Raw genomic sequence first — 19,063 nt, 5'->3', positions numbered from 1 at the left:
GGTCAAGCTCAAGGGTCAATCGGCGCCATCGGACACGGCCGACACGCGCGGGCGCTCGGCGTTCAGGCGCACCAGGTCGCCTTCGGAAATGTCGCCGGTGACGTACACGCCATCGAAGCACGAGGCGTCGAAGCGCGTCACGCGCGGGTTGACGCTGGCCACGGCCTGCTTCATGGCCTGCACGTCCTGGTAGATCAGCGCGTCGGCGCCGATGATCTGCCGCACCTCCTCGACGCTGCGCCCGTGCGCCACCAGCTCCTCGCGCGTGGGCATGTCGATGCCGTACACGTTGGGGTGGCGCACCGGCGGCGCGGCGCTGGCCAGGTACACCTTGCGCGCGCCGGCCTCGCGCGCCATCTGCACGATCTCCTGGCTGGTGGTGCCGCGCACGATCGAGTCGTCCACCAGCAGCACGTTGCGGCCGGCGAACTCGCTGGCGATCACGCCCAGCTTTTGCCGCACCGAGCGCTTGCGCACCGCCTGGCCCGGCATGATGAAGGTGCGCCCCACGTAGCGGTTCTTGACGAAGCCCTCGCGGTAGGGCTTGCCCAGCATGCGCGCCAGCTCGTTGGCGCTGGGGCGGCTGGATTCGGGGATGGGAATGACGGTGTCGATCTCGCTCGGCGGCACGGTCGAGATCACCCGCTTGGCCAGCGTCTGGCCCAGGTTCAGCCGCGCCTGGTAGACCGAGATGCCGTCCAGCACCGAGTCGGGCCGCGCCAGATAGACGAACTCGAAGATGCAGGGCGACAGGCTGGGCCGCTCGGCGCACTGGCGCGCATGCACCGTGCCGTCCAGCGTGACGAACAGCGCCTCGCCCGGCGCCAGGTCGCGCTCGAAGACATGGCCCGTGCCCTCCAGCGCCACCGATTCGCTGGCCGCCATCACCGCGCCGCCGGCGCCGCGCCCGAAGCCGAGCGGACGAATGCCGAACGGATCGCGAAACACCAGCATGCCGCGCCCGGCGATGTGCGCCACCACCGCGTACGAGCCGCGCAGGCGCCGGTGCACCGCCGCCACGGCGGCGAAGGCCTGCTCGGGCCCCAGCTCGCCACCGCGCGTGGCCTGCGCCAGCTCGTGCGCCAGCACGCCCAGCAGCACCTCGGAGTCGCTGTCGGTGTTGATGTGGCGGTGGTCGCCCGCCAGCAGCTCCTGGCGCAGGGCCTGCGCGTTGGTCAGGTTGCCGTTGTGCACCAGCACCACGCCGAAGGGGGCGTTGGTGTAGAAGGGCTGCGCCTCCTGCTCGCTGTCGGCGTTGCCGGCGGTGGGGTAGCGCACCTGGCCCAGGCCGCTGGTGCCGGGCAGCGCGCGCATGTTGCGCGTGCGAAAGACGTCGCGCACCATGCCCTTGGCCTTGTGCATGAAGAACTTGCCGTCCTGCTGCGTCACGATGCCGGCGGCATCCTGGCCGCGGTGCTGCAGCAGCAGCAAGGCGTCGTAAAGAGTCTGATTGACCGGCACCTGACCAACCACGCCGACGATGCCACACATGATGATGTCCCGAGAAAAAGGCCCCAAGGCCCGATTGTCACGTCGAAAGATATTGTCCTAGTCCAGCGAATCGGAGAAATCGGCGGTGCGCGGGTGTCGCAACGGGTGCAGGCCAAGGCGCGCGCCGCAGCCAAGGCTGGTGGCCTTGGCAAGGTGCGCAACGCCGGCATGCGCCTGTTGCGGCACCCGCCCTTCGGGTGAATGCCTGGCAGGGCCGCACTCTTTGTTGCCGTGCTCGCCGGGTGTCCAACCCGGCTGCGCCCGACGCCTCGATTGCCGCCCTGCCAGGCATTCACGCACCGCCGATTTCTCCGATTCGCTGGACCAACGCCGCCGGCAGCACCGGATGCAGCTGCCCCAGCATGCCCTGCAGCCAGGCGCCGCTGGCCGACTCGCGCCACCACGGCGCCTGGCCCTGCCCCGTCACCTGCACCACGACGGCCAGCACCAGCAGCAGCAGCACGCCGCGCAGGGCGCCGAACACGGCGCCCAGCACCCGGTCCACCGGCCGCATGCCCAGCGCGCGCGCCGCGCCGCGCACCGCCCAGGCCAGCATGCCACCGCCAAAGGCGACGACGATAAACACCAGCACGAAGCCCGCCGCGAAGCGCCATTCGGCGGGCGCCTCGCCCATCGGCAGCGCCTGGCCGACCCAGTCGGCTGCCCAGCGGGCGACGAAATACGCCGCCACCCAGCCGGCCACCGACAGCGCCTCGTACAGCAGCCCGCGCCAGGCCCCCAGCAGCAGCGAGCCCAGCAGCACGGCCAGGCAGATCCAGTCGGTGGGGTGCATGGGGGCTGGCCGCGGGTCCGATCGGGCGATCAGAGCGTGAGGATGCTGCCCGGCAAGCCCGCCTTCTTCAGCGCCGCCGCCGCCTTCTCGGCCTCGGCGCGGCTGGCGAAGGGGCCCACGCGCACGCGGGTGCGCTTGCCGTTGGCGGTGCTCACCACCTGGGTGTAGGTCTTCAGGCCCGCGCCCTCGGCCTTGCGGCGCGCCTGCTGGGCCGAATCGGCCTCGGCGAAGGCGCCGATCTGCACGATGAAGCGACCGGCGTCGGTCGCGCTGGCGGTCGCGGCCGTGGCCGTGGCCGGCTTGGCGCTGGCGCGGCCTTCCAGCGCCGCCCGGGCGCGCGCGGCCTCGGCCTCGCGGCGGGCCTTGGCTTCGGCCTCGCGCTGCGCCTTGGCCTGCTGCTCGTCGTGCTGGGCCTTGGCGCGCGCCTGGGCCTCCTGCTCGCGGCGCGCCTTGGCCTCGTCGTCGCGCGCCGCCTGGGCAGCGGGCGCGGCGGAGGGCTTGGCCGCATCGCCGGCCGCGGCGCGCGTGGGGGCCGTGGTCTCGGTGGCCGGTGTGGCCGCAGCTTGCGCCGCTGGCTTGGGTGCGGCGGGCACTACCTCTTCGTGCTCGCCCAGGCTGGCGGCGGCGGGCACCGCGGCCTGGCCGACCGGCTTGGGCGCCGTCAGCGCAGGCGCGTGGTCGCGGTCGGGAATGGTGATGGGCGCGTTGACGGCCGCCGGGCGCGGCTCGGTGTCGAACAGCAGGGGAAAGCCGACGACGGCCACTGCCACCAGCACCACCGCGCCGATCAGGCGATGGCGCGCGCGCCGACGCACGCTCTCGATCGAGTCGGGCGGCGCGCTGGCCGCATCGGCCTTGCGCGGCGGCTTCTTGGCGGAGGCAGCGCTGTGCTGGCGAAACTTGAAAAATGCCATGGTGCTGGGTCAGCAGTCAGCGATCGGCATGCTGCCAGGGCGCGTCGGATTCGAGGTGCGGCACGCCGTGCTCCAGCACGCCACCGACGGTGTAGAACGATCCAAAGCAGACGATTCTATCAGTGGGCTGCACGCGCGCGGCCGCCGCGTCGAAGGCCGCCATGGGCGTGGCAAAGCACTCGGCCGCGGCCCCCGCGCGCTGCGTGACCGCGCGCCAGATGGCCTCCAGCGCCTGCGCCGAGGCGGCGCGCGGCGTGGGCAGGTCGGTGAAGTACCAGCGGTCGATCAGCGGGTCCATGTGGCGCAGGATGGCGGGAATGTCCTTGTCGGCCATGGCGCCGAATACGCCGTGCGTCATCAGAAACGAGCCCATGGCGTCCAGGCTTTGCGCCAGCGCCGCCACGGCGTGCGGGTTGTGCGCCACGTCCAGGATCACCACCGGATGGCCGGGCACGACCTGAAAGCGCCCCGGCAAGTCCATCATGCCGAAGCCGTTGCGCACCGCCTGCGCCGTCACCGGCAAGCGGGTGCGCAGCGCGTCCAGCGCCGCCAGCGCGCCCGAGGCATTGATCAGCTGGTTGGCGCCGCGCAGTGTGGGGTAGCCCAGCCCGCTGTAGCGCCGCCCGCGCCCGGCCCAGGCCCATTGCTGCGGGTTGTTGCCCTGGTAGTTGAAGTCGCGCCCCAGCAGCCACAGGTCGGCGCCGATGGCGGCGGCGTGGTCGAGCACGCTTTGCGGCGGCACCGGGTCGCTCACGATGGCGGGCTTGCCGGGGCGCATGATGCCGGCCTTCTCGAAGCCGATCTTCTCGCGCGTGTCGCCCAGCAGCTCGGCGTGGTCGATGTCGATGCTGGTGATGACGGCGCAGTCGGTATCGATCACGTTGACGGCGTCCAGCCGCCCGCCCAGGCCGACCTCCAGGATCACCACGTCCAGCCCCGCGCGCGCCATGGCCAGCAGAATGGCCAGGGTGGTGAACTCGAAATAGGTCAGCGAGACGTCGCCGCGCGCCGCCTCGACCTGCTCCAGGCAGGCCACCAGTTCGTCGGCGGCGATGGCCTGGCCGCGGATGCGGCAGCGCTCCTCGAAGTGCACCAGGTGCGGCGAGGTGTAGACGCCGGTGCGGTAGCCCGCCTGCAGCAAGATGGCTTCCAGCATGGCGCAGGTCGAGCCCTTGCCGTTGGTGCCCGCCACGGTGATGACCGGGCCGTCGAAACGCAGCGCCAGGCGGTCGGCCACCGCGCGCACCCGGTCCAGCCCCAGTTCGATGACCGTGGGGTGCAGCCGCTCGCAGTAAGCGAGCCATTCGTTCAGTGTCTTCATGGGAGCGCCGATTGTCGCGCCAAGCGCCAAGGCCATGGCATCATCGCCGGCATGGCCCGCGCATCCGTCACGCTCTACGGCATTCCCAACTGCGACACCGTCAAGAAGGCGCGCGCCTGGCTGGCCGAGCACGAGGTCGCGGTGCGCTTTCACGACTTCAAGAAGGCCGGCGTGCCGGCCGAGCACCTGCGCCGCTGGATCGACGCCGTGGGCTGGGAGCGCCTGCTGAACCGCCAGGGCACGACCTGGCGCCTGCTGGACGCCGCCACGCAGGCGGGCGTGCACGACGCCGCCAGCGCCGCCACCCTGCTGCAGGCCCACGCCAGCGCCATCCGCCGACCGGTGGTGGAGTGGGATGCGGGTGCGCCCACCATCACGGTCGGCTTTGCGCCGGCGGACTGGCAGGCGCGCCTGAAGGGCTGACGCGCGCACCCCTCGACCCATGTCGCTGTCGGACCTCACCTTCGCCGGTCACGCCGGAACCTATTGGCTGGCTTGGGCCTGGTCGGTCTCCAGCGTCATCCTCACCGCCTGGATCATCTGGCAGCGTCGCGCGCCGGTGTCCACGCTGGCGTGGATCATGACGCTCAACCTGCTGCCGGTGCTGGGCCTGCTGGTGTATGCCTATTTCGGCCCGCAGCGCGTGCACCGCCAGCGCCTCAAGCGTTGGCACACGCAGGCGGCACTGATGTCGCAGCAGGACATGCGCACGCTGCGCGCCGACCGGCCCGAGCCGCCGCTGTGGGCGGTGCAGCACGCGCGCCTGATCGAAACCAGCTGCGGCCTGCCGATCTGCAGCGCGCACGGCGTGGAGCTGCTGGCCAGCGGCGCCGCCACGCTGGATGCGCTGCTGCGCGAGATGACGCAGGCGCGCAGCCACATCCACCTCGAGTACTACATCTTCGAGCCCGACCAGACCGGCCGCGCCGTGCTGCAGGTGCTGACCGAGCGCGCCGGCGCCGGCATCGCCGTGCGCTTGCTGGTCGACGCGGTCGGCTCCTCGCGCCTGCTGGCGCGCCGCCACGCGCCGCTGCTGCGGACGCTGCGCCAGGCCGGCGGCGAGGTGGCGGTGTTTCATCGCGGGCGGCTCGACCGCCTGCGACCGCTGGTCAACCTGCGCACGCACCGCAAGATCGCCGTGATCGACGGCCGCACCGGCATGGTGGGCGGCATCAACGTCACCGACGAGGAGAACGAGCGCCTGCGCCCGCAGGACGCCTACCGCGACACCCACCTGCTGCTGCGCGGCGGCGCGGTGCGCTGGCTGCAATACGTCTTTTTGCAGGACTGGTACTACGCCAGCGGCCACAAGCTGAACCACGACGGCCACGTGCTGCCCACGGGCGAGCCGCCCGGCCAGGTGCCGGTGCAGATCGTCGCCTCGGGCCCCGACAGCGACGGCGAGGCCATCCACCGCGCCATGATCGACGCGCTGAACCTGGCGCTGGAGCGCATCTGGCTGTCCACGCCCTACTTCGTGCCCACCGAGCCGGCCATCACCGCGCTGACCAACGCCGCGCTGCGCGGGGTGCAGGTCAAGCTGATCGTGCCCCAGCGCAGCGACTCGCGCATCGTCACCGCCGCCGCGCGCTCGTACTACAAGGAGCTGCAAAACGCCGGCGTGCTGGTGTTCGAATACCAGGGCCGCATGTTCCACCCCAAGACGCTGGTGATGGATTCGCTCTACAGCGTGGTGGGCAGCGCCAATTTCGACAACCGCAGCTTTCGCCTGAACTTCGAGGTCGCCGCGGTGATGTACGACCGCGCCCTCAACCAGCAGCTGGCCGACCTGTTCGAGGCCGACCTGTCGCACTGCCGCCTGGTGCCGCGCGACCGCCGCACGCCGGTTCACCAGCAGTTCTTCGAGGCCGTGGCGCGGCTGGGCTCGCCGCTGCTGTAGCAACCTTGGCGGGCATCGGTCAAACCAGCGCGCGCAGATCGAGCCCCGCCTTGCGCAGTACGCTCCAAAACAGCATGCGCTCAAGTTGGTCGCGTGGCTCGAAGGCCGCGGCATCGCGCGCGCAGGACAGGCGCACGGCATCACTCAAGGGAACGTTGGCGCCGCGCAGGCTGTCGGCCATCACCTGCACCTCGCAGGCGCGCTGCAGCGTCCACATCCAGCGAAAGGCATTGAACACGTTGCAGCCGGTGCCCAGCAAGCCATGATTGCGCAAGATCATGACGCGCCTGCCGCCCAGGCTGGCCGCCAAGCGTGGGCCTTCACCATCGTGCACGGTGATGCCCTCGAAGTCGTGGTAAGCCACGTCGCCGAACAACTCGGCACCATAAAAATCGTCGTGTCCCAGGCCGGCCTGCTTGCAAGCCACCGCGATGCCGGCCGTGGTATGGATGTGCATCACGCAATGGGCGTCCTGACGCGCGCCGTGGATGGCGCTGTGAATGACGAAGCCGGCCCGGTTGACCGGGTGCGAGGTGGGCTCGGCGGGCGTTCCGTCCAGGCCTATTCGCACCAGGTTGCGCGCGGTCACCTCGTTGTAGTTCAACCCGAACGGGTTGATCAGGAAAGTATCGGGCGTGCCCGGTACCCGCAGCGTGATGTGGTTGAACACCAGCTCGGTCCAGCCCAGGGCGTCGAACACACGATAGCAAGCCGCCAGTTCCAGCCGCAGCCGCCATTCGGCCGGGTTCATGCCGGCGGGCCGCAGCGCCTCCAGTTCGGTCAGCAGGTCGGCTTGTGCGGGGGTGGGACTCACGATTGCGCTCCTTCTACAAATGTCACGCTGCCTCGACAGGCGGATGGTTGCAAGTCTAGGAACGAGCTGCGTGGCGATCAACCGGCGTTCGGCAAACATCTTGTTCGAGTTTCTGGATAATCAAATCCATGAACTGGAACGACTGCGAAATGTTCTGCCACGTGGTCGAGCACGGTGGTTTCTCGGCCGCTGCCAACTTTCTGAGTCACCCCAAGTCCAGCATCAGCAGTGCCGTGCAGCGACTGGAGCAGGAGTTGGACACGCGCCTGTTGGAGCGCACCACCCGCAGCGTGCGCGTGACCGAGGCGGGCGAAATCCTGTTTCGGCGCACGGCCCCCCTGTTCGCGGGCCTGCATGAAGCCTGCGCCGAGGCCCTGGGTTCGGGCCGTGAGGTCACGGGCATGCTGCGCATCGCCTCGCCTTATGAGTTCGGCGCGCACCACTTGGCGCCGGTGGCCTGCGAGCTGATGCTGCGCTACCCCAAGCTGCAGGTTCAGATCGACGTCGAGAATCGCCCGATCAATCCGCTGACCGAGCCTTACGACATCGTTTTTGCCATGCTGGAGAGCCAGTTGCCCGCCTCCAGCGTGGTGATCCGGCGCATGTTCTCGCTGCAGCGCGACCTGTTTGCCGCCCCCTCGCTGGTGCGCGACCGGGGCCGCCTGCAGCGGCCCGACGAACTGCGCCACTGGCCGCTCATCACCAGCTCGGCCGACGCCGGCTGGTCCTTCGTCGACAGTGACGGCGTCGACCACCAGGTCGCCATCGCTTCGCCCCGCGTCATCAGCGCCAACGCCGACATCCGCATGCAGGCGGCCATGCGCGGGTTGGGCATCACGCGCATCACGGCCAGTTTTTGCGCCGATGCCGTGGCCAGCGGCGCGCTCGCGCGCGTGCGCTTTGCGGGCTATACCTGCGAGCCATTGCGCGTGTATGCCCTGTTGCCCGGCAAGAAGTTGCAGCCCGAGAAAGTGCGGCATTTCCTGGACGCCCTGGCGGGCCACGCCCGCCAGACGCGCGAGGACATGGGCTGGCAGTTTCACCACGACAAGGGCGCAGCGCGCATCTGAGCCCGGCACACCGGCTGACCCCTGCCCTTTCCTCCACCACGCGGCGATTGTTCGATTCGTCGAACAATCTGTTCGCGGTTTTGATCTTTATCACCGCTCCTTCGGGCTTTACGGTTCACGCTGCGCTGTCGCCGTGGGTGATAGCTCTTTTTCCCATCACGAACGGAGACAAGCCCAATGTCGGCATTCAACACCTGGAAGTTTTCCCGCCCCGTCCTGGCGCTGCTGGTGAGTGCAACGGCCGCATTGTCCGCGCAGGCCCAGATCAAGGTTGGGGTGGTGCTGTCGACCACCGGCCCCGCTTCCTCGTTGGGCATTCCCGAGCGCAAGACGATCGAGCTGTTCCCCAAGGAAGTCGCGGGCCAGATGATCGAGTACACCATCCTCGACGACGCTTCCGACCCCACGGGCGCCGTCAAGGCTACCCGCAAACTGGTGTCCGAGGACGGGGTGCACCTGGTCATTGGCGCCACCACGACGCCCAGCTCGCTGGCCATGCGCGACGTGGTGGCCGACGCGGGCGTGCCGCAGATCTCGATCGCCGCCGGCCGCAGCATCGTCTTTCCGGTCGACGAAAAGCGCAAGTGGGTCTTCAACACCGCCCCCACCACCTCGCTGATGGCCAGCGCCGTGGTGCAGCACATGAAGAAAAAGGGCGTGAAGACGGCCGCCTACATCGGCTTCGACGATGCCTTTGGCGAAGACTGGGCGACCAACTTTTCCGAGGCCGCCAAGGCCGCCGGCATCGAGGTGGTGGCCAGCGAGCGCTACAGCCGAGCGGCCACCTCGGCGACGGGCCAAACCCTGCACATCAAGGCCGCCAAACCCGACGCGGTGATGATCGGCGCCTCGGGCACCGCCGCTGCGCTACCCGAGCGCTCGTTCAAGCAGATTGGCTATACCGGCACGCTCTATCAAAGCGGCGGCGTGGGCAACCCCGACTTCCTGCGTATCTGCGGTGCCGACTGCAATGGCACCGTGGTGGCCGTCGCGCCCGGCATGGTGGCGCGCCAGTTGCCTCAAGACAGCCCCATCAAGCAGTCGGCCATGCGCTTTGCCGACACCTACGAAGGCGTGTACGGCACGAAATCCATCACGCAGTTCGGCGCCAACGCGTGGGACTCGGGCGTCCTGTTCGAGCATGCCGTGCCGGTTGCGCTCAAGCAGGCCAAGCCGGGCGACAGCGCCGCCTTTCGCAAGGCGCTGCGTGACGCCCTGGAGGGACTGAAGGACGTACCCGCCGCCGGTGGCATCTACACCATGACCCCAGACAACCACAACGGCCTAAACGATCTTGGCGTTGTGCTGGTGAAGATCGTCGATGGGGACTGGCAGCTGGAAAAATGAGACTACACTGAACCGTCGAGAGGCCGCAGCGCCAGGAGTTGCGGCCCATCCGCCAGTCGACCCGCTTGCGAGCGGGTTTTTTCCTTTCCCATCGTCAAGCGGACGTCCCAAGCCACCTGACGTTTTCATTGGATCGAGACGCATCGCATGGACCGCCCAGCCTCCCCCCTGACCCTGCTCAAGGACCCCCGCCTGCTCGTCACCGACGGCCTGATCAACGGCAAGTGGGTCAAGGGCAGCGCGCGCTTCGACGTGCTCGACCCGGCCACCGGCCGCAAGCTGGCCGACGTGGCCGACCTGGGCGCCAAGGAGACCAAGGCCGCCATCCAGGCCGCCAACGCCGCCTGGCCGGCCTGGCGCGGCCTGACAGCCAAGCAGCGCCACGCCGCGCTGATGAAGTGGTTCCATCTGCTGATGGAGCACCAGGACGACCTGGCGCGCCTGATGACGGCCGAGCAGGGCAAGCCCCTGCCCGAGGCCAAGGGCGAGGTGGCCTACGGCGCCAGCTTTGTCGAGTGGTTTGCCGAAGAAGCCAAGCGCGTCAACGGCCAGACGCTGCCGACCTTCGACAACAACAAGCGCCTGACGGTGATCCAGCAGCCCATCGGCGTGTGCGCGGCCATCACGCCCTGGAACTTTCCGCTGGCCATGATCACGCGCAAGGTGGCGCCGGCGCTGGCCGCCGGCTGCACGGTGGTCATCAAGCCGGCCGAGCTGACGCCGCTGACGGCCCTGGCCGCCGCCGAGCTGGCGCAGCGCGCGGGCCTGCCGGCGGGCGTGATCAACGTCGTCACCGGCACCGACGCGCCGGCCATCGGCCGCGTGCTGTGCGAGAGCGAGGTGGTGCGCCACCTGTCCTTCACCGGATCGACCGAGGTCGGCCGCATCCTGGCCGCGCAGTGCGCGCCCACGGTCAAGAAAATGTCGCTGGAGCTGGGCGGCAACGCACCCTTCATCGTGTTCGACGACGCCGACCTGGACTCGGCCGTCGAGGGTGCGCTGGCCAGCAAGTACCGCAACGCCGGCCAGACCTGCGTGTGTGCCAACCGCCTGTACGTGCAGGACGGCGTGTACGACGCCTTCGTCAAGAAGCTGGCGGCCAAGGTCAAGGCGATGAAGGTGGGCAATGGCTTCGACGAGGGCGTGAGCGTCGGCCCGCTGATCGAGCCCGCGGCCCTGACCAAGGTGGAAAAGCACGTCAAGGATGCGGTCAAGAAGGGCGGCAAGCTGGTCACCGGCGGCAGCCGCCTCAAGGGCCAGTTCTTCGAGCCCACCGTCATCTCGGGCGCCACGGCGCAGATGCTGGTGGCGCGCGAGGAAACCTTCGGCCCGCTGGCGCCGGTGTTCCGCTTCGCGACCGAGCAGGAGGCGATCGACGCCGCCAACGCCACCATCTTCGGCCTGGCCAGCTACTTCTACGCGCGCGACATCGGCCGCATCACGCGCGTGAGCGAGGCGCTGGAATACGGCATGGTCGGCATCAACACGGGGCTGATCTCGACCGAGCACGTGCCCTTCGGCGGCGTCAAGCAGTCGGGCCTGGGGCGCGAGGGCTCGACGCACGGCATCGACGAATACCTGGAGATGAAGTACTTGTGCACGGGTGACGTGCTGAAGTAAACCCGGCACGCAAAGCGCAAGGGGCATTCTCTCACCCCCTTGGGAGCGGATTGGGGTGAGGGCCAGCAGCCTTTCCCCAGGCGTACGACCCGAGGCATCCCGCCTACACTCCCGCCCGTCAAGGCGCCAGTTCGACCCTCGCGTGAACACCAGGCGCGCGTGGTTGATCTCGACAGCGCCAACTCGCGGTCGACGCCTTCCGTTTCCGGTCGTCGTGAAGCCCAGAACCGGAAAGATTATCCAAGCTGCTGAATAGTCTGTCCGGCAATATGCGATTGATCGCACGTCCTCGTCTTTCTAGACTGCAGGCATCGTTTCTGACCTTTCGACATGGGCAGAGTCATCAGCATCGACGGTATTGATGCCATCTTCATTGAAGGCTACGACGCTTGTCGGTACGCTGCAACATAGGTCAAGAAACCGATCCACGGCCAGAAACAGGCGTGCGTGATCTTGAAAAACGCGCCGCCAACCGACCACGGCATGAACAAGTGGTCTTGTGTTCGTTCGAGATGTTGGGTGAACCGCAAGTGCAGACATCGCATAAATCAGCAAAGGAAATCGAATGCTCAGCAAGGCGACAAGGATCGCAATCATTGGTGGAGGGCTGGGTGGCCTCTCCGCGGCGATTGCGCTGAAGAAGATCGCGGGGGTTCAAGCCACCGTATTCGAGCAATCCAACAAGCACGACGAGGTGGGTGCCGGCGTAACCATCGCACCCAACGCCTGTCGGGTGCTCGACAAGCTGGGCTTGCTGGAGCCGATGCGGCGTGCAGGCGCGATACCGGACGGACACGGCGTTTATCTGGATGCCATGGGCGATGTGGTCACTGACGCCGCCTGGGAAGATACGTCGAGGCAATACCAGAATATCGGCATGTATCGGCCTGACATGATCGATATTCTGGCGAAAGCCGTGGATCCCGAGGCAATTCGGTTGCACCACCGGGCCAAGTCGGTCGAAATTCTGGATTCCGGCGTACGCGTCCTATTCGAAAACGGCAAGCAGGAAGACTTCGACGCCGTCATCGGCGCGGACGGGATTCGCTCGGTGGTGCGCAAGGCCGTGGGGCAGCCAACCCATTTCGTTTACTCCGGATACATGGCCTATCGGGGCGTGATCGATGCCGCCGACCTCCCCAAGGACTGGAAGCGGATCAGCCAGACCTGGATGGGCAACGACCGACACTTGATGACCTATCCGTTGCAGCAATACAAGCTGTACAACTACGTCGCCTGCGTACCGAGCGACCGGCCTCTCAAGGGCCCCTGGTCCGGCCCTGCGGACGTGGCCGAAGTGCATGCCGAGTTCAGTCGCCAGAAATGGGATCCGAGGGTTGAGCAGTTTCTTTCGGCGATCAAGGAAACCTTCTGGTGGGGTTTGTTCGACATCGAACCCCTCACCAACTGGTCACGCGGCCCCATCGCGCTGCTGGGTGACGCGGCACACAGCATGATCCCCCACCAGGGCCAAGGAGTGAATCAGGCGTTCGAAGACTGCATCACGCTTGCATTTTTTCTCAAGGAAGCTGACAGCGTCAGCGATATTCCCGAAGCCTTCCGGCGCTATACCGCCGCGCGCATGCAACGCGCGGCCATCCTGCAAGTGGGCTCACGCAGAGCGGGTGCGATGTTCGACTCGCAATTGCAATTCACCAATACCAGAAAGCGCAACGTCGACATCGCCTCCGGGCGCGATTTCCGCAGGGCGGTCGTTTTCGATTACGACGCACTGAAAGTGGCTGAAAACACACTGCAACGATTCCAGAGGGTTTGATTCATATGACATCGATCAGCATTATTGGCAGAGGAAAAATGGGTTCGGCAATCGCGAACATCGCGGAACTTGCCGGAGCCCACGTCCAAATCGTCAATCGCAGTGCCACGCCCATCAAGGACCACCCGCATGCCACGTATTCGGTTCTTGGCGACGATCTGACCGGTGATCTGGTGGTTTTCGCCATTCCCTATGGAGCTTATTCAAGCATATTGGGGCATTACCGGAGCCGACTGGGTGGCAAAGTCGTGATCGACATCAGCAACCCCATTGATTTCATGACGTATGAGCAGCCAGCGGCGCTGCAGAATTCTTCCACGGCGCTTGAACTTGCCAAGCAGCTTCCCCAAGACGCCGCCGTCCTGAAGGCGTTCAACGTCAATCTCGCCGACACGCTCATTGCCCGTACGAATGGGACGACAACGACGACGGTCCTGTTCGCCGGAGATCACGCGGAGGGGAAGATTGCGCTCACGGATCTCCTTGGAGCGGCGGGCCTTCGTGCCGTCGACGCTGGGCCTCTGCAGCGTTCAAGGCAACTTGAGGCGATCGGCTTCCTGCAAATGGTGCTGGCATCGTCCGGGAAGACACGCTTTGAATCGGGCTTCACCCTGCTGCCTTGATCGATTGCGACCCATGGCAAGATTGGCATGACGTGGGTCGCCAAAACCGGCAAAGCACGTCACGGCCTCCGGTTCGTACCGCTACGGAGCACCGCCCGCCAGCCGCCGCAGCACGCCGCGCCCCGCCCGCACGCCGCTGGCCAGGCTGGCCGTGAGCAGGTAGCCGCCGGTGGGTGCTTCCCAGTCCAGCATCTCGCCGGCGCAAAACACGCCGGGCAGGCGGCGCAGTTCCAGGTCCTCGGTCAGCGCACTGAGCCGCACGCCGCCTGCCGTGCTGATGGCCTCCGCCACCGGGCGCGGCGCGCGCAGCGTGATCGGCAAGGCGACGATGGCCTGCGCCACGGCCTGCGGGTCTTTCAACTGCTCGGGCGTCAGCCGCTCGTGCAGCAGCGCCATGTGTACGCCGCCCAGTCCCAGGCGGCTCTTCAGGTGGGAGGACAGGCTGCGGCGGCCGCGCGGGTGCGCCACCTCGGCCGCCACCTGCGCGGGGGAGCGCGCGGGCAGCAGGTTCAGGTGCAGCGTGGCCTGGCCCTGCGCCGCAATCTCGCCGCGCAGCAGGCTGCTGGCGGCATAGACCAGGCTGCCTTCGATGCCGGTGGCGGTCAGCACGAACTCGCCGCGCCGCTTGAACCGCCGGCCCTGGCTGTCGGCAAACGTCAGCACGACGTTTTTCAGCGGCTGGCCGGCAAAGCGTTCGGCCAGGTAGGGCGACCAACCCACGCCATCGTCCAGCACCGCATCGCCCACCGGCCCGCCGCGCGGCGCCACGTCGAAGCCGCAGTTGGCCGGCGCGAGCGGCGCCACCTCCACCCCGGCCTCAGCCAGCCAAGGCGCCCAGGCGCCGTCCGAGCCCAGGCGCGGCCAGCTGGCGCCGCCCAGGGCCAGCACGGCGGCGTGCGGACGCAGCGTCATGGCGCCATCGGGTGTTTCAAAGCAAAAAGTGGCTGCAGCGCCCGTTGAACAAGCGCCAGCGGCTATCGATTTATGAGTATCCGGCGCCCAACCGACCCAGCGATGCCGCATGAAAAAGCGCACCGGCACGGCGTCCGGCGCCTGCGGCGCGCGCAGTCGCAGCAGCCAGGCGCGCAGCAGGGGCGCGGCCTTCATCTCGGTCGGAAACACGCGCCCGGAGGTGCCGACGAAAGTCTGCACGCCCAGCGCCGCCGCCCAGTCGCGCACGGCGTCGGGGCCGAAGTCGCGCAGCCAGCCCGCCACGGCCTCGGCGGCGCCCGGTTCGCCCTCGCCCTGTCGAAAGCGACCGATGAAGGGCGCCAGCGGCTCGGAATGCGTCAGGTTCAGGCCCCCGCGCCCGGCCAGCAAAAACTTGCGCCCGGCCGAAGGCATGGCGTCGAACACCGCCACCGCCACGCCGGCGCGCGACAGCACGTCCGCGGCCATCAGGCCGGCGGGGCCGGCGCCGATGACGGCAACTAAATCGTGGGGCAAGTCGGACATCGGCGCAGGGCACGGAGCAATGCGCCGATTGTCGCGGAAGGCGCGCCGCTGCTATGAAGGCGCCGGCAGCCGCTGGCTCACCAGCTCGGCAAAAAAGCGCGCGCCCACGGGCAGGATGGCGTCATTGAAGTCGTAGCCCGCGTTGTGCAGCGGCAGCCCGCCCACACCGCCGGGCAGGCCGTTGCCGATGAAGACGAAGGCACCCGGCACCTGGCGCAGGAAGGCGCCGAAGTCTTCCGACGCCAGCAGCGGCGGCGTGTCGGCGGCCACGCGCTCGGGCCCCACCACGGCACGCGCGGCCTGCAGCGCGGCGGCCACCGGCGCGTCCCAGTTGACGGTGGGCGCGAACTCGTGCGTGTACTCGACCTCGCAGCTGGCGCCATGCGCCGCGGCGATACCGGCGCAAAGCTCGCGCATGCGGCGCTCCAGCAGCAGCTGCACCTCGGGCGTGAAGCTGCGCGTGTCGCCCTTGATCGTGACGTTGGACGGGATGGCGTTGCGAATGCCGTCGGTGATGAACTCGGTGCACGACACCACGGCGGCGTCGGTGGCCTCCACCGCCCGCGCCACGATGGTTTGCAGCGCCAGCACGATCTCGGCGCCCACCACCAGCGGGTCGATGGTGAGGGCCGGGCGCGAGGCATGGCCGCCGCGCCCGCGGATGCGGATGACGAAGTTGTCCTCGCTGGCCATCAGCGCGCCGGCGCGGGTGGCGATGCTGCCGGCGGCGATGCCGGGCATGTTGTGCGCGCCGTAAATTTCATCGACCGGAAAGCGCTCGAACAAGCCGTCGTCGATCATGGCCTTCGCACCCCGTCCGTGCTCTTCGGCCGGCTGAAAGATGAAGCGCACGGTGCCGCTGAGGTTGCGCCGCTCGACCAGCAGGCGCGCCGCGCCCAGCACCATGGCCATGTGGCCGTCGTGCCCGCAGCCATGAAAGCAGCCGGCGTTTTGCGACAGGTACGGGCGCCCCGGCGCCTGCTCCATCATGGCCAGCGCGTCCATGTCGGCGCGCAGGCCGATCACGCCCGCGCCGGGCCCCACGCGCAGGCTGGCCACCAGGCCCGTGCCGCCGATGCCCCGCTGCACCTGCAGGCCCATCGCCTCCAGCGCCGTGGCCACGTAGTCGGCCGTGCGGTGCTCGTTGAAGCCGGTCTCGGGGTGCCGGTGCAGATGCTGGCGCCAGCGCACCAGCTGAGTGCCCAGTTCAGTTTCGACATACATGTGGGTACTCCTTTCAGATCAAGGGTGGCGCGCCAGCCAAGCCGCTTGCCGCTGCAACACCCGCGCGGCGCTCTCGCCCACGCACTGGGCATAGACCTGCGGCGCGGTGGCGCCTTCGGTGCTGATCAGCAGCACGCGCGCGTCAGCGCTCAAACCTGCCTCGGCCCATTGCGTTGGGTCGGCGCGCAGCGCCTGCAGCGCGGCCAGGCCGGCCACGCCGGATTCACCGGCCACGAGGGGCAGGTCGCCATCGACCCCCTGCGCCAGCGTGCGCATGGCCTGCACGGCCTGCACGTCGTCCACGGTCTGAAAGTGATCCACGCCCGGCTGCAGAAAGCGCCAGGCCAGCGGCGAGGTCTCGCCACAGGCCAGCCCGGCCATCACCGAGTCGACCGATCCCGTCGCCCGCGCGGGCCGCCCCTGCAGCGCGCTTTGCAGCAGGCAGTCGGCCTGCGCCGGCTCGACCACGATGAAGTGCGGCCGGTGCATGCCGTGGAGTTCCCAGAAATAACTCAGCAGCCCGGCGGCCATGCCGCCCACGCCGCCCTGCAGGAAGACGTGGGTGAAGGCGCCCGCCTCGCCCGGTCGCGCGCCGGTCTGCTCCACCACTTCGGCGGCGACGGTGGCGTAGCCCTGCATCACGTCGCGCGGAATGTCCTCGTAGCCCTCATACGACGTATCGGACACCACCTGCCAGCCGTTGTCGCGCGCCAGCCGCGCGGCCTCGGCAACCGAATCGTCGTAGTTGCCGGCAATGCGCACGATCTGCGCGCCGTGCGCGGCAATGGCGTCCTCGCGTTCCTGGCTGACGTGCGCGTGCAACACGATCACGCAGCGGCAGCCGGCCGAGCGCGCCGCGGCGGCCAGCGCGCGGCCGTGGTTGCCGTCGGTGGCGCTGATCACGGTGTAGCCCTGCAGTGGCGTGGCATAACGGCCGGCCAGCACGCCCGTGGGCTCGATATCGGGGTGCAAGCGCAGCACCTGGCGCACCAACGCCACCGGCGCGCCCAGCGCCTTGAAGCTGCCCAGCGGCGAGCGCACGGATTCGTCCTTGACGCTGACGCGCGCCACACCCAGCTGCCGCGCCAGGCCGGGCAAGTCGTGCAGCGGCGTGGCGCCGTGGGCGATCTGCGGCCAGGCGGCCAGCCAGCGCCGGCTCTCCTGCGCGCGCTCGATGTTCATGATCGAACGCAACTCGGCGGGGTAAGGCGCGCGAATGGCGTGTGGGTTGGGGATCAGCATGGCGGGCTCGTCGAAAAGTCGTTGGCCCCATGGTAGGACGCCAGCGGCGGCAAAACATCCCTGCTTTGGAGTCTGCAGAGCAACGTTGTACCGTTTGCGCCGTCGCGCGCGCAACGCCGTCGACCTTCAACCCGGCAGGGGCACCGCCAGCGACACCTTGGCCCGCTGCATCACCACGCAGGTCTTGAAGGCCTTGACGTTGCCGCCGGCAAAAAACAGCTCGCGCGTCAGTTGCTCGTACTCGGCCATGTCGCGCACGTTCAGGATCAGCAGAAAGTCGAAGTCGCCCGTCACGTAGTACACCTGCTGCACCTGCGGGCAGTCGACCAGGCGCCGCCGCACGGCGTCCAGCAGGTCGATGCGCTCGCTCTCGAGCGTCACCTGCACCACGATCGTGATCGACCGTTGCACTGCCGCCGGCTCCACCACCGCCACCGTGGCCGTGATCACGCCCTGGGCCTCCAGCGCCGCAATGCGCCGGTTGACGGCCGAGGGCGACAGGTTCACCGCCTCGGCCAGCTGCCGCTGCGGGCACTTGCCATCGGCCTGCAGCAGGGCCAGCAGTTTGAGGTCGTAGGTGTCGAGGGGCATGGTGGGGGTGACGGGCAAATGGCGCAAGACCTGTTCAGTGGGCCTGAAGGCGGGCGAGACGCGACTGCCAAGGCGGACACACTCAAGCGTTCAGGCCAGAATCTGGGTTGGCAAAAACAGCAGCAAGGCATTGTCCGGCGCGCACTGAAACCCAAACCGCTGGTAGTAGCCTGCAGCCCGCTCGTCGATGGCATCGACGAACAACCCGACACCACCCGCCTCGACCTGAATGCGTTGCGCCCGGTGCAATGCATCCATGAGCAGGAGTTCGCCCAGTCCCTTGCCGTGATGGCGCACGTCCACCGCCAGTCGACCCAGACGCACGCCCGGAATGCGCTGTGGCAGCTTTTTGCGCCAGGCCAGCGGCAAATGGCGGCCTTCGAGTTCGGCCAGGGTCAGCGCGTAGTAGCCGCAGATGCGCGACGGTTCGGCGTCGAGCGTGGCGACGAAGGTCTTGGACAGGCCCTTGGTCTGGTGCTGGCGCGCCACCTGCCGCAACCAGATGTTCAGTTCGTCGCGCCCGCAATCGAAGCCCTGCCGATCATGGCTGCCAGTCAAAGGCGTGATCTGCATCGTTGTGGCGAGCCTTCTTGTAGCGCTTGAGTGCAGCGGCCAGCTTGGCATTGGCCTTGGGCGGCGCCTCGGTCAACTCCAGCAGCCAATTCCAGTCGCGCGGAGACAGGCGAATGACCTCCTGCTGTTCGATGACGTGCTGTGCTTCTTTGAGCGCGGCTTGCACGAGAAACTGGTTGACGGTGGCACCGGTCAACTCGGCCGCGCGACACAGGGTTTGATACACGTCGTGCGACACGCGCGCGCCGATGCGGTCTTGTTTGGTAAGGGCGGTTTCCATGGCAGTTGGCCTCCTGGGGCTTGAGCCT

The 19,063-nt window shown here is 68.2% G+C and carries 18 protein-coding genes; 7 read left to right on the top strand and 11 right to left on the bottom strand.

The window, feature by feature from the left end:
• Positions 1-15 precede the first annotated feature (15 nt).
• The 4 genes from purF to folC form a co-directional block, all read right to left on the bottom strand.
• Entirely contained in the window at positions 16-1,491 is a 1,476-nt protein-coding gene (purF, locus tag ACWHMB_RS06165; protein ID WP_447648473.1) for an amidophosphoribosyltransferase, read from the bottom strand.
• Positions 1,492-1,783: 292 nt separating this feature from the next.
• Positions 1,784-2,284 carry a CvpA family protein gene (locus ACWHMB_RS06160; protein ID WP_293220217.1) on the bottom strand — a complete coding sequence of 167 codons (501 nt, stop codon included), beginning with the start codon at positions 2,282-2,284 and terminating at the stop codon, positions 1,784-1,786.
• Between the two features lie 29 nt (positions 2,285-2,313).
• Positions 2,314-3,198: an SPOR domain-containing protein gene (locus tag ACWHMB_RS06155; protein ID WP_447648472.1), complete on the bottom strand. Its 885-nt coding sequence runs from the start codon at positions 3,196-3,198 to the stop codon at positions 2,314-2,316.
• Between the two features lie 16 nt (positions 3,199-3,214).
• Positions 3,215-4,519: a bifunctional tetrahydrofolate synthase/dihydrofolate synthase gene (gene folC, locus ACWHMB_RS06150; RefSeq protein ID WP_377483796.1), complete on the bottom strand. Its 1,305-nt coding sequence runs from the start codon at positions 4,517-4,519 to the stop codon at positions 3,215-3,217.
• Positions 4,520-4,570: 51 nt separating this feature from the next.
• On the opposite strand from folC, the gene ACWHMB_RS06145 reads away from it, so the two are divergent.
• Complete coding sequence (locus ACWHMB_RS06145; protein WP_377483798.1) at positions 4,571-4,942, top strand: arsenate reductase; 372 nt, start codon at positions 4,571-4,573, stop codon at positions 4,940-4,942.
• Positions 4,943-4,961: 19 nt separating this feature from the next.
• Positions 4,962-6,419, top strand: coding sequence for a cardiolipin synthase (gene cls, locus ACWHMB_RS06140; RefSeq protein WP_377483800.1), 1,458 nt, complete (start codon positions 4,962-4,964; stop codon positions 6,417-6,419).
• 19 nt (positions 6,420-6,438) lie between these two features.
• On the opposite strand, the gene ACWHMB_RS06135 is transcribed toward cls, so the two are convergent.
• Complete coding sequence (locus ACWHMB_RS06135; protein WP_377483840.1) at positions 6,439-7,170, bottom strand: class II aldolase/adducin family protein; 732 nt, start codon at positions 7,168-7,170, stop codon at positions 6,439-6,441.
• A gap of 191 nt (positions 7,171-7,361) precedes the next feature.
• Here ACWHMB_RS06135 and ACWHMB_RS06130 point away from each other — a divergent pair, with 191 nt between their 5' ends.
• The 5 genes from ACWHMB_RS06130 (at position 7,362) to ACWHMB_RS06110 (ending at position 13,670) form a co-directional block, all read left to right on the top strand.
• Entirely contained in the window at positions 7,362-8,303 is a 942-nt protein-coding gene (locus tag ACWHMB_RS06130; protein WP_377483802.1) for a LysR family transcriptional regulator, read from the top strand.
• A 177-nt stretch (positions 8,304-8,480) separates the two neighbouring features.
• The gene (locus tag ACWHMB_RS06125) at positions 8,481-9,650 is read left to right on the top strand and encodes an ABC transporter substrate-binding protein (RefSeq protein WP_377483804.1); all 1,170 of its coding nucleotides are present in this window, start codon (positions 8,481-8,483) and stop codon (positions 9,648-9,650) included.
• 147 nt (positions 9,651-9,797) lie between these two features.
• Positions 9,798-11,270: an NAD-dependent succinate-semialdehyde dehydrogenase gene (locus tag ACWHMB_RS06120; RefSeq protein WP_293220237.1), complete on the top strand. Its 1,473-nt coding sequence runs from the start codon at positions 9,798-9,800 to the stop codon at positions 11,268-11,270.
• A 565-nt stretch (positions 11,271-11,835) separates the two neighbouring features.
• On the top strand, positions 11,836-13,047 hold the full coding sequence (locus ACWHMB_RS06115; RefSeq protein ID WP_377483806.1) for an FAD-dependent monooxygenase: 1,212 nt from the start codon (positions 11,836-11,838) through the stop codon (positions 13,045-13,047).
• Between the two features lie 5 nt (positions 13,048-13,052).
• Positions 13,053-13,670, top strand: coding sequence for an NADPH-dependent F420 reductase (locus ACWHMB_RS06110; protein WP_377483808.1), 618 nt, complete (start codon positions 13,053-13,055; stop codon positions 13,668-13,670).
• 81 nt (positions 13,671-13,751) lie between these two features.
• On the opposite strand, the gene ACWHMB_RS06105 is transcribed toward ACWHMB_RS06110, so the two are convergent.
• The 6 genes from ACWHMB_RS06105 to ACWHMB_RS06080 all read right to left on the bottom strand — a co-directional run bounded on the left by ACWHMB_RS06105 (position 13,752) and on the right by ACWHMB_RS06080 (position 19,035).
• Positions 13,752-15,125 carry a TIGR03862 family flavoprotein gene (locus ACWHMB_RS06105; protein WP_377483811.1) on the bottom strand — a complete coding sequence of 458 codons (1,374 nt, stop codon included), beginning with the start codon at positions 15,123-15,125 and terminating at the stop codon, positions 13,752-13,754.
• 51 nt (positions 15,126-15,176) lie between these two features.
• Complete coding sequence (locus ACWHMB_RS06100) at positions 15,177-16,349, bottom strand: M20 aminoacylase family protein (protein ID WP_377483813.1); 1,173 nt, start codon at positions 16,347-16,349, stop codon at positions 15,177-15,179.
• An 18-nt stretch (positions 16,350-16,367) separates the two neighbouring features.
• Positions 16,368-17,591, bottom strand: coding sequence for a diaminopropionate ammonia-lyase (locus ACWHMB_RS06095; protein WP_377483815.1), 1,224 nt, complete (start codon positions 17,589-17,591; stop codon positions 16,368-16,370).
• Positions 17,592-17,717: 126 nt separating this feature from the next.
• Positions 17,718-18,182: an Lrp/AsnC family transcriptional regulator gene (locus ACWHMB_RS06090; protein WP_293220255.1), complete on the bottom strand. Its 465-nt coding sequence runs from the start codon at positions 18,180-18,182 to the stop codon at positions 17,718-17,720.
• A 90-nt stretch (positions 18,183-18,272) separates the two neighbouring features.
• A complete protein-coding gene (locus ACWHMB_RS06085) occupies positions 18,273-18,755 on the bottom strand; it encodes a GNAT family N-acetyltransferase (RefSeq protein WP_293220258.1) in 483 nt (160 codons plus the stop codon).
• Positions 18,724-19,035 carry a type II toxin-antitoxin system TacA family antitoxin gene (locus ACWHMB_RS06080; protein WP_293220261.1) on the bottom strand — a complete coding sequence of 104 codons (312 nt, stop codon included), beginning with the start codon at positions 19,033-19,035 and terminating at the stop codon, positions 18,724-18,726. The genes ACWHMB_RS06085 and ACWHMB_RS06080 overlap by 32 nt, the downstream gene beginning before the upstream one ends.
• Between the last annotated feature and the right edge of the window lie 28 nt (positions 19,036-19,063).

Source organism: Ottowia pentelensis (assembly GCF_964341695.1).
The sequence above is the reverse complement of the archived record's forward strand: the minus strand, read 5'-3'. Positions and strand labels throughout refer to the sequence as shown.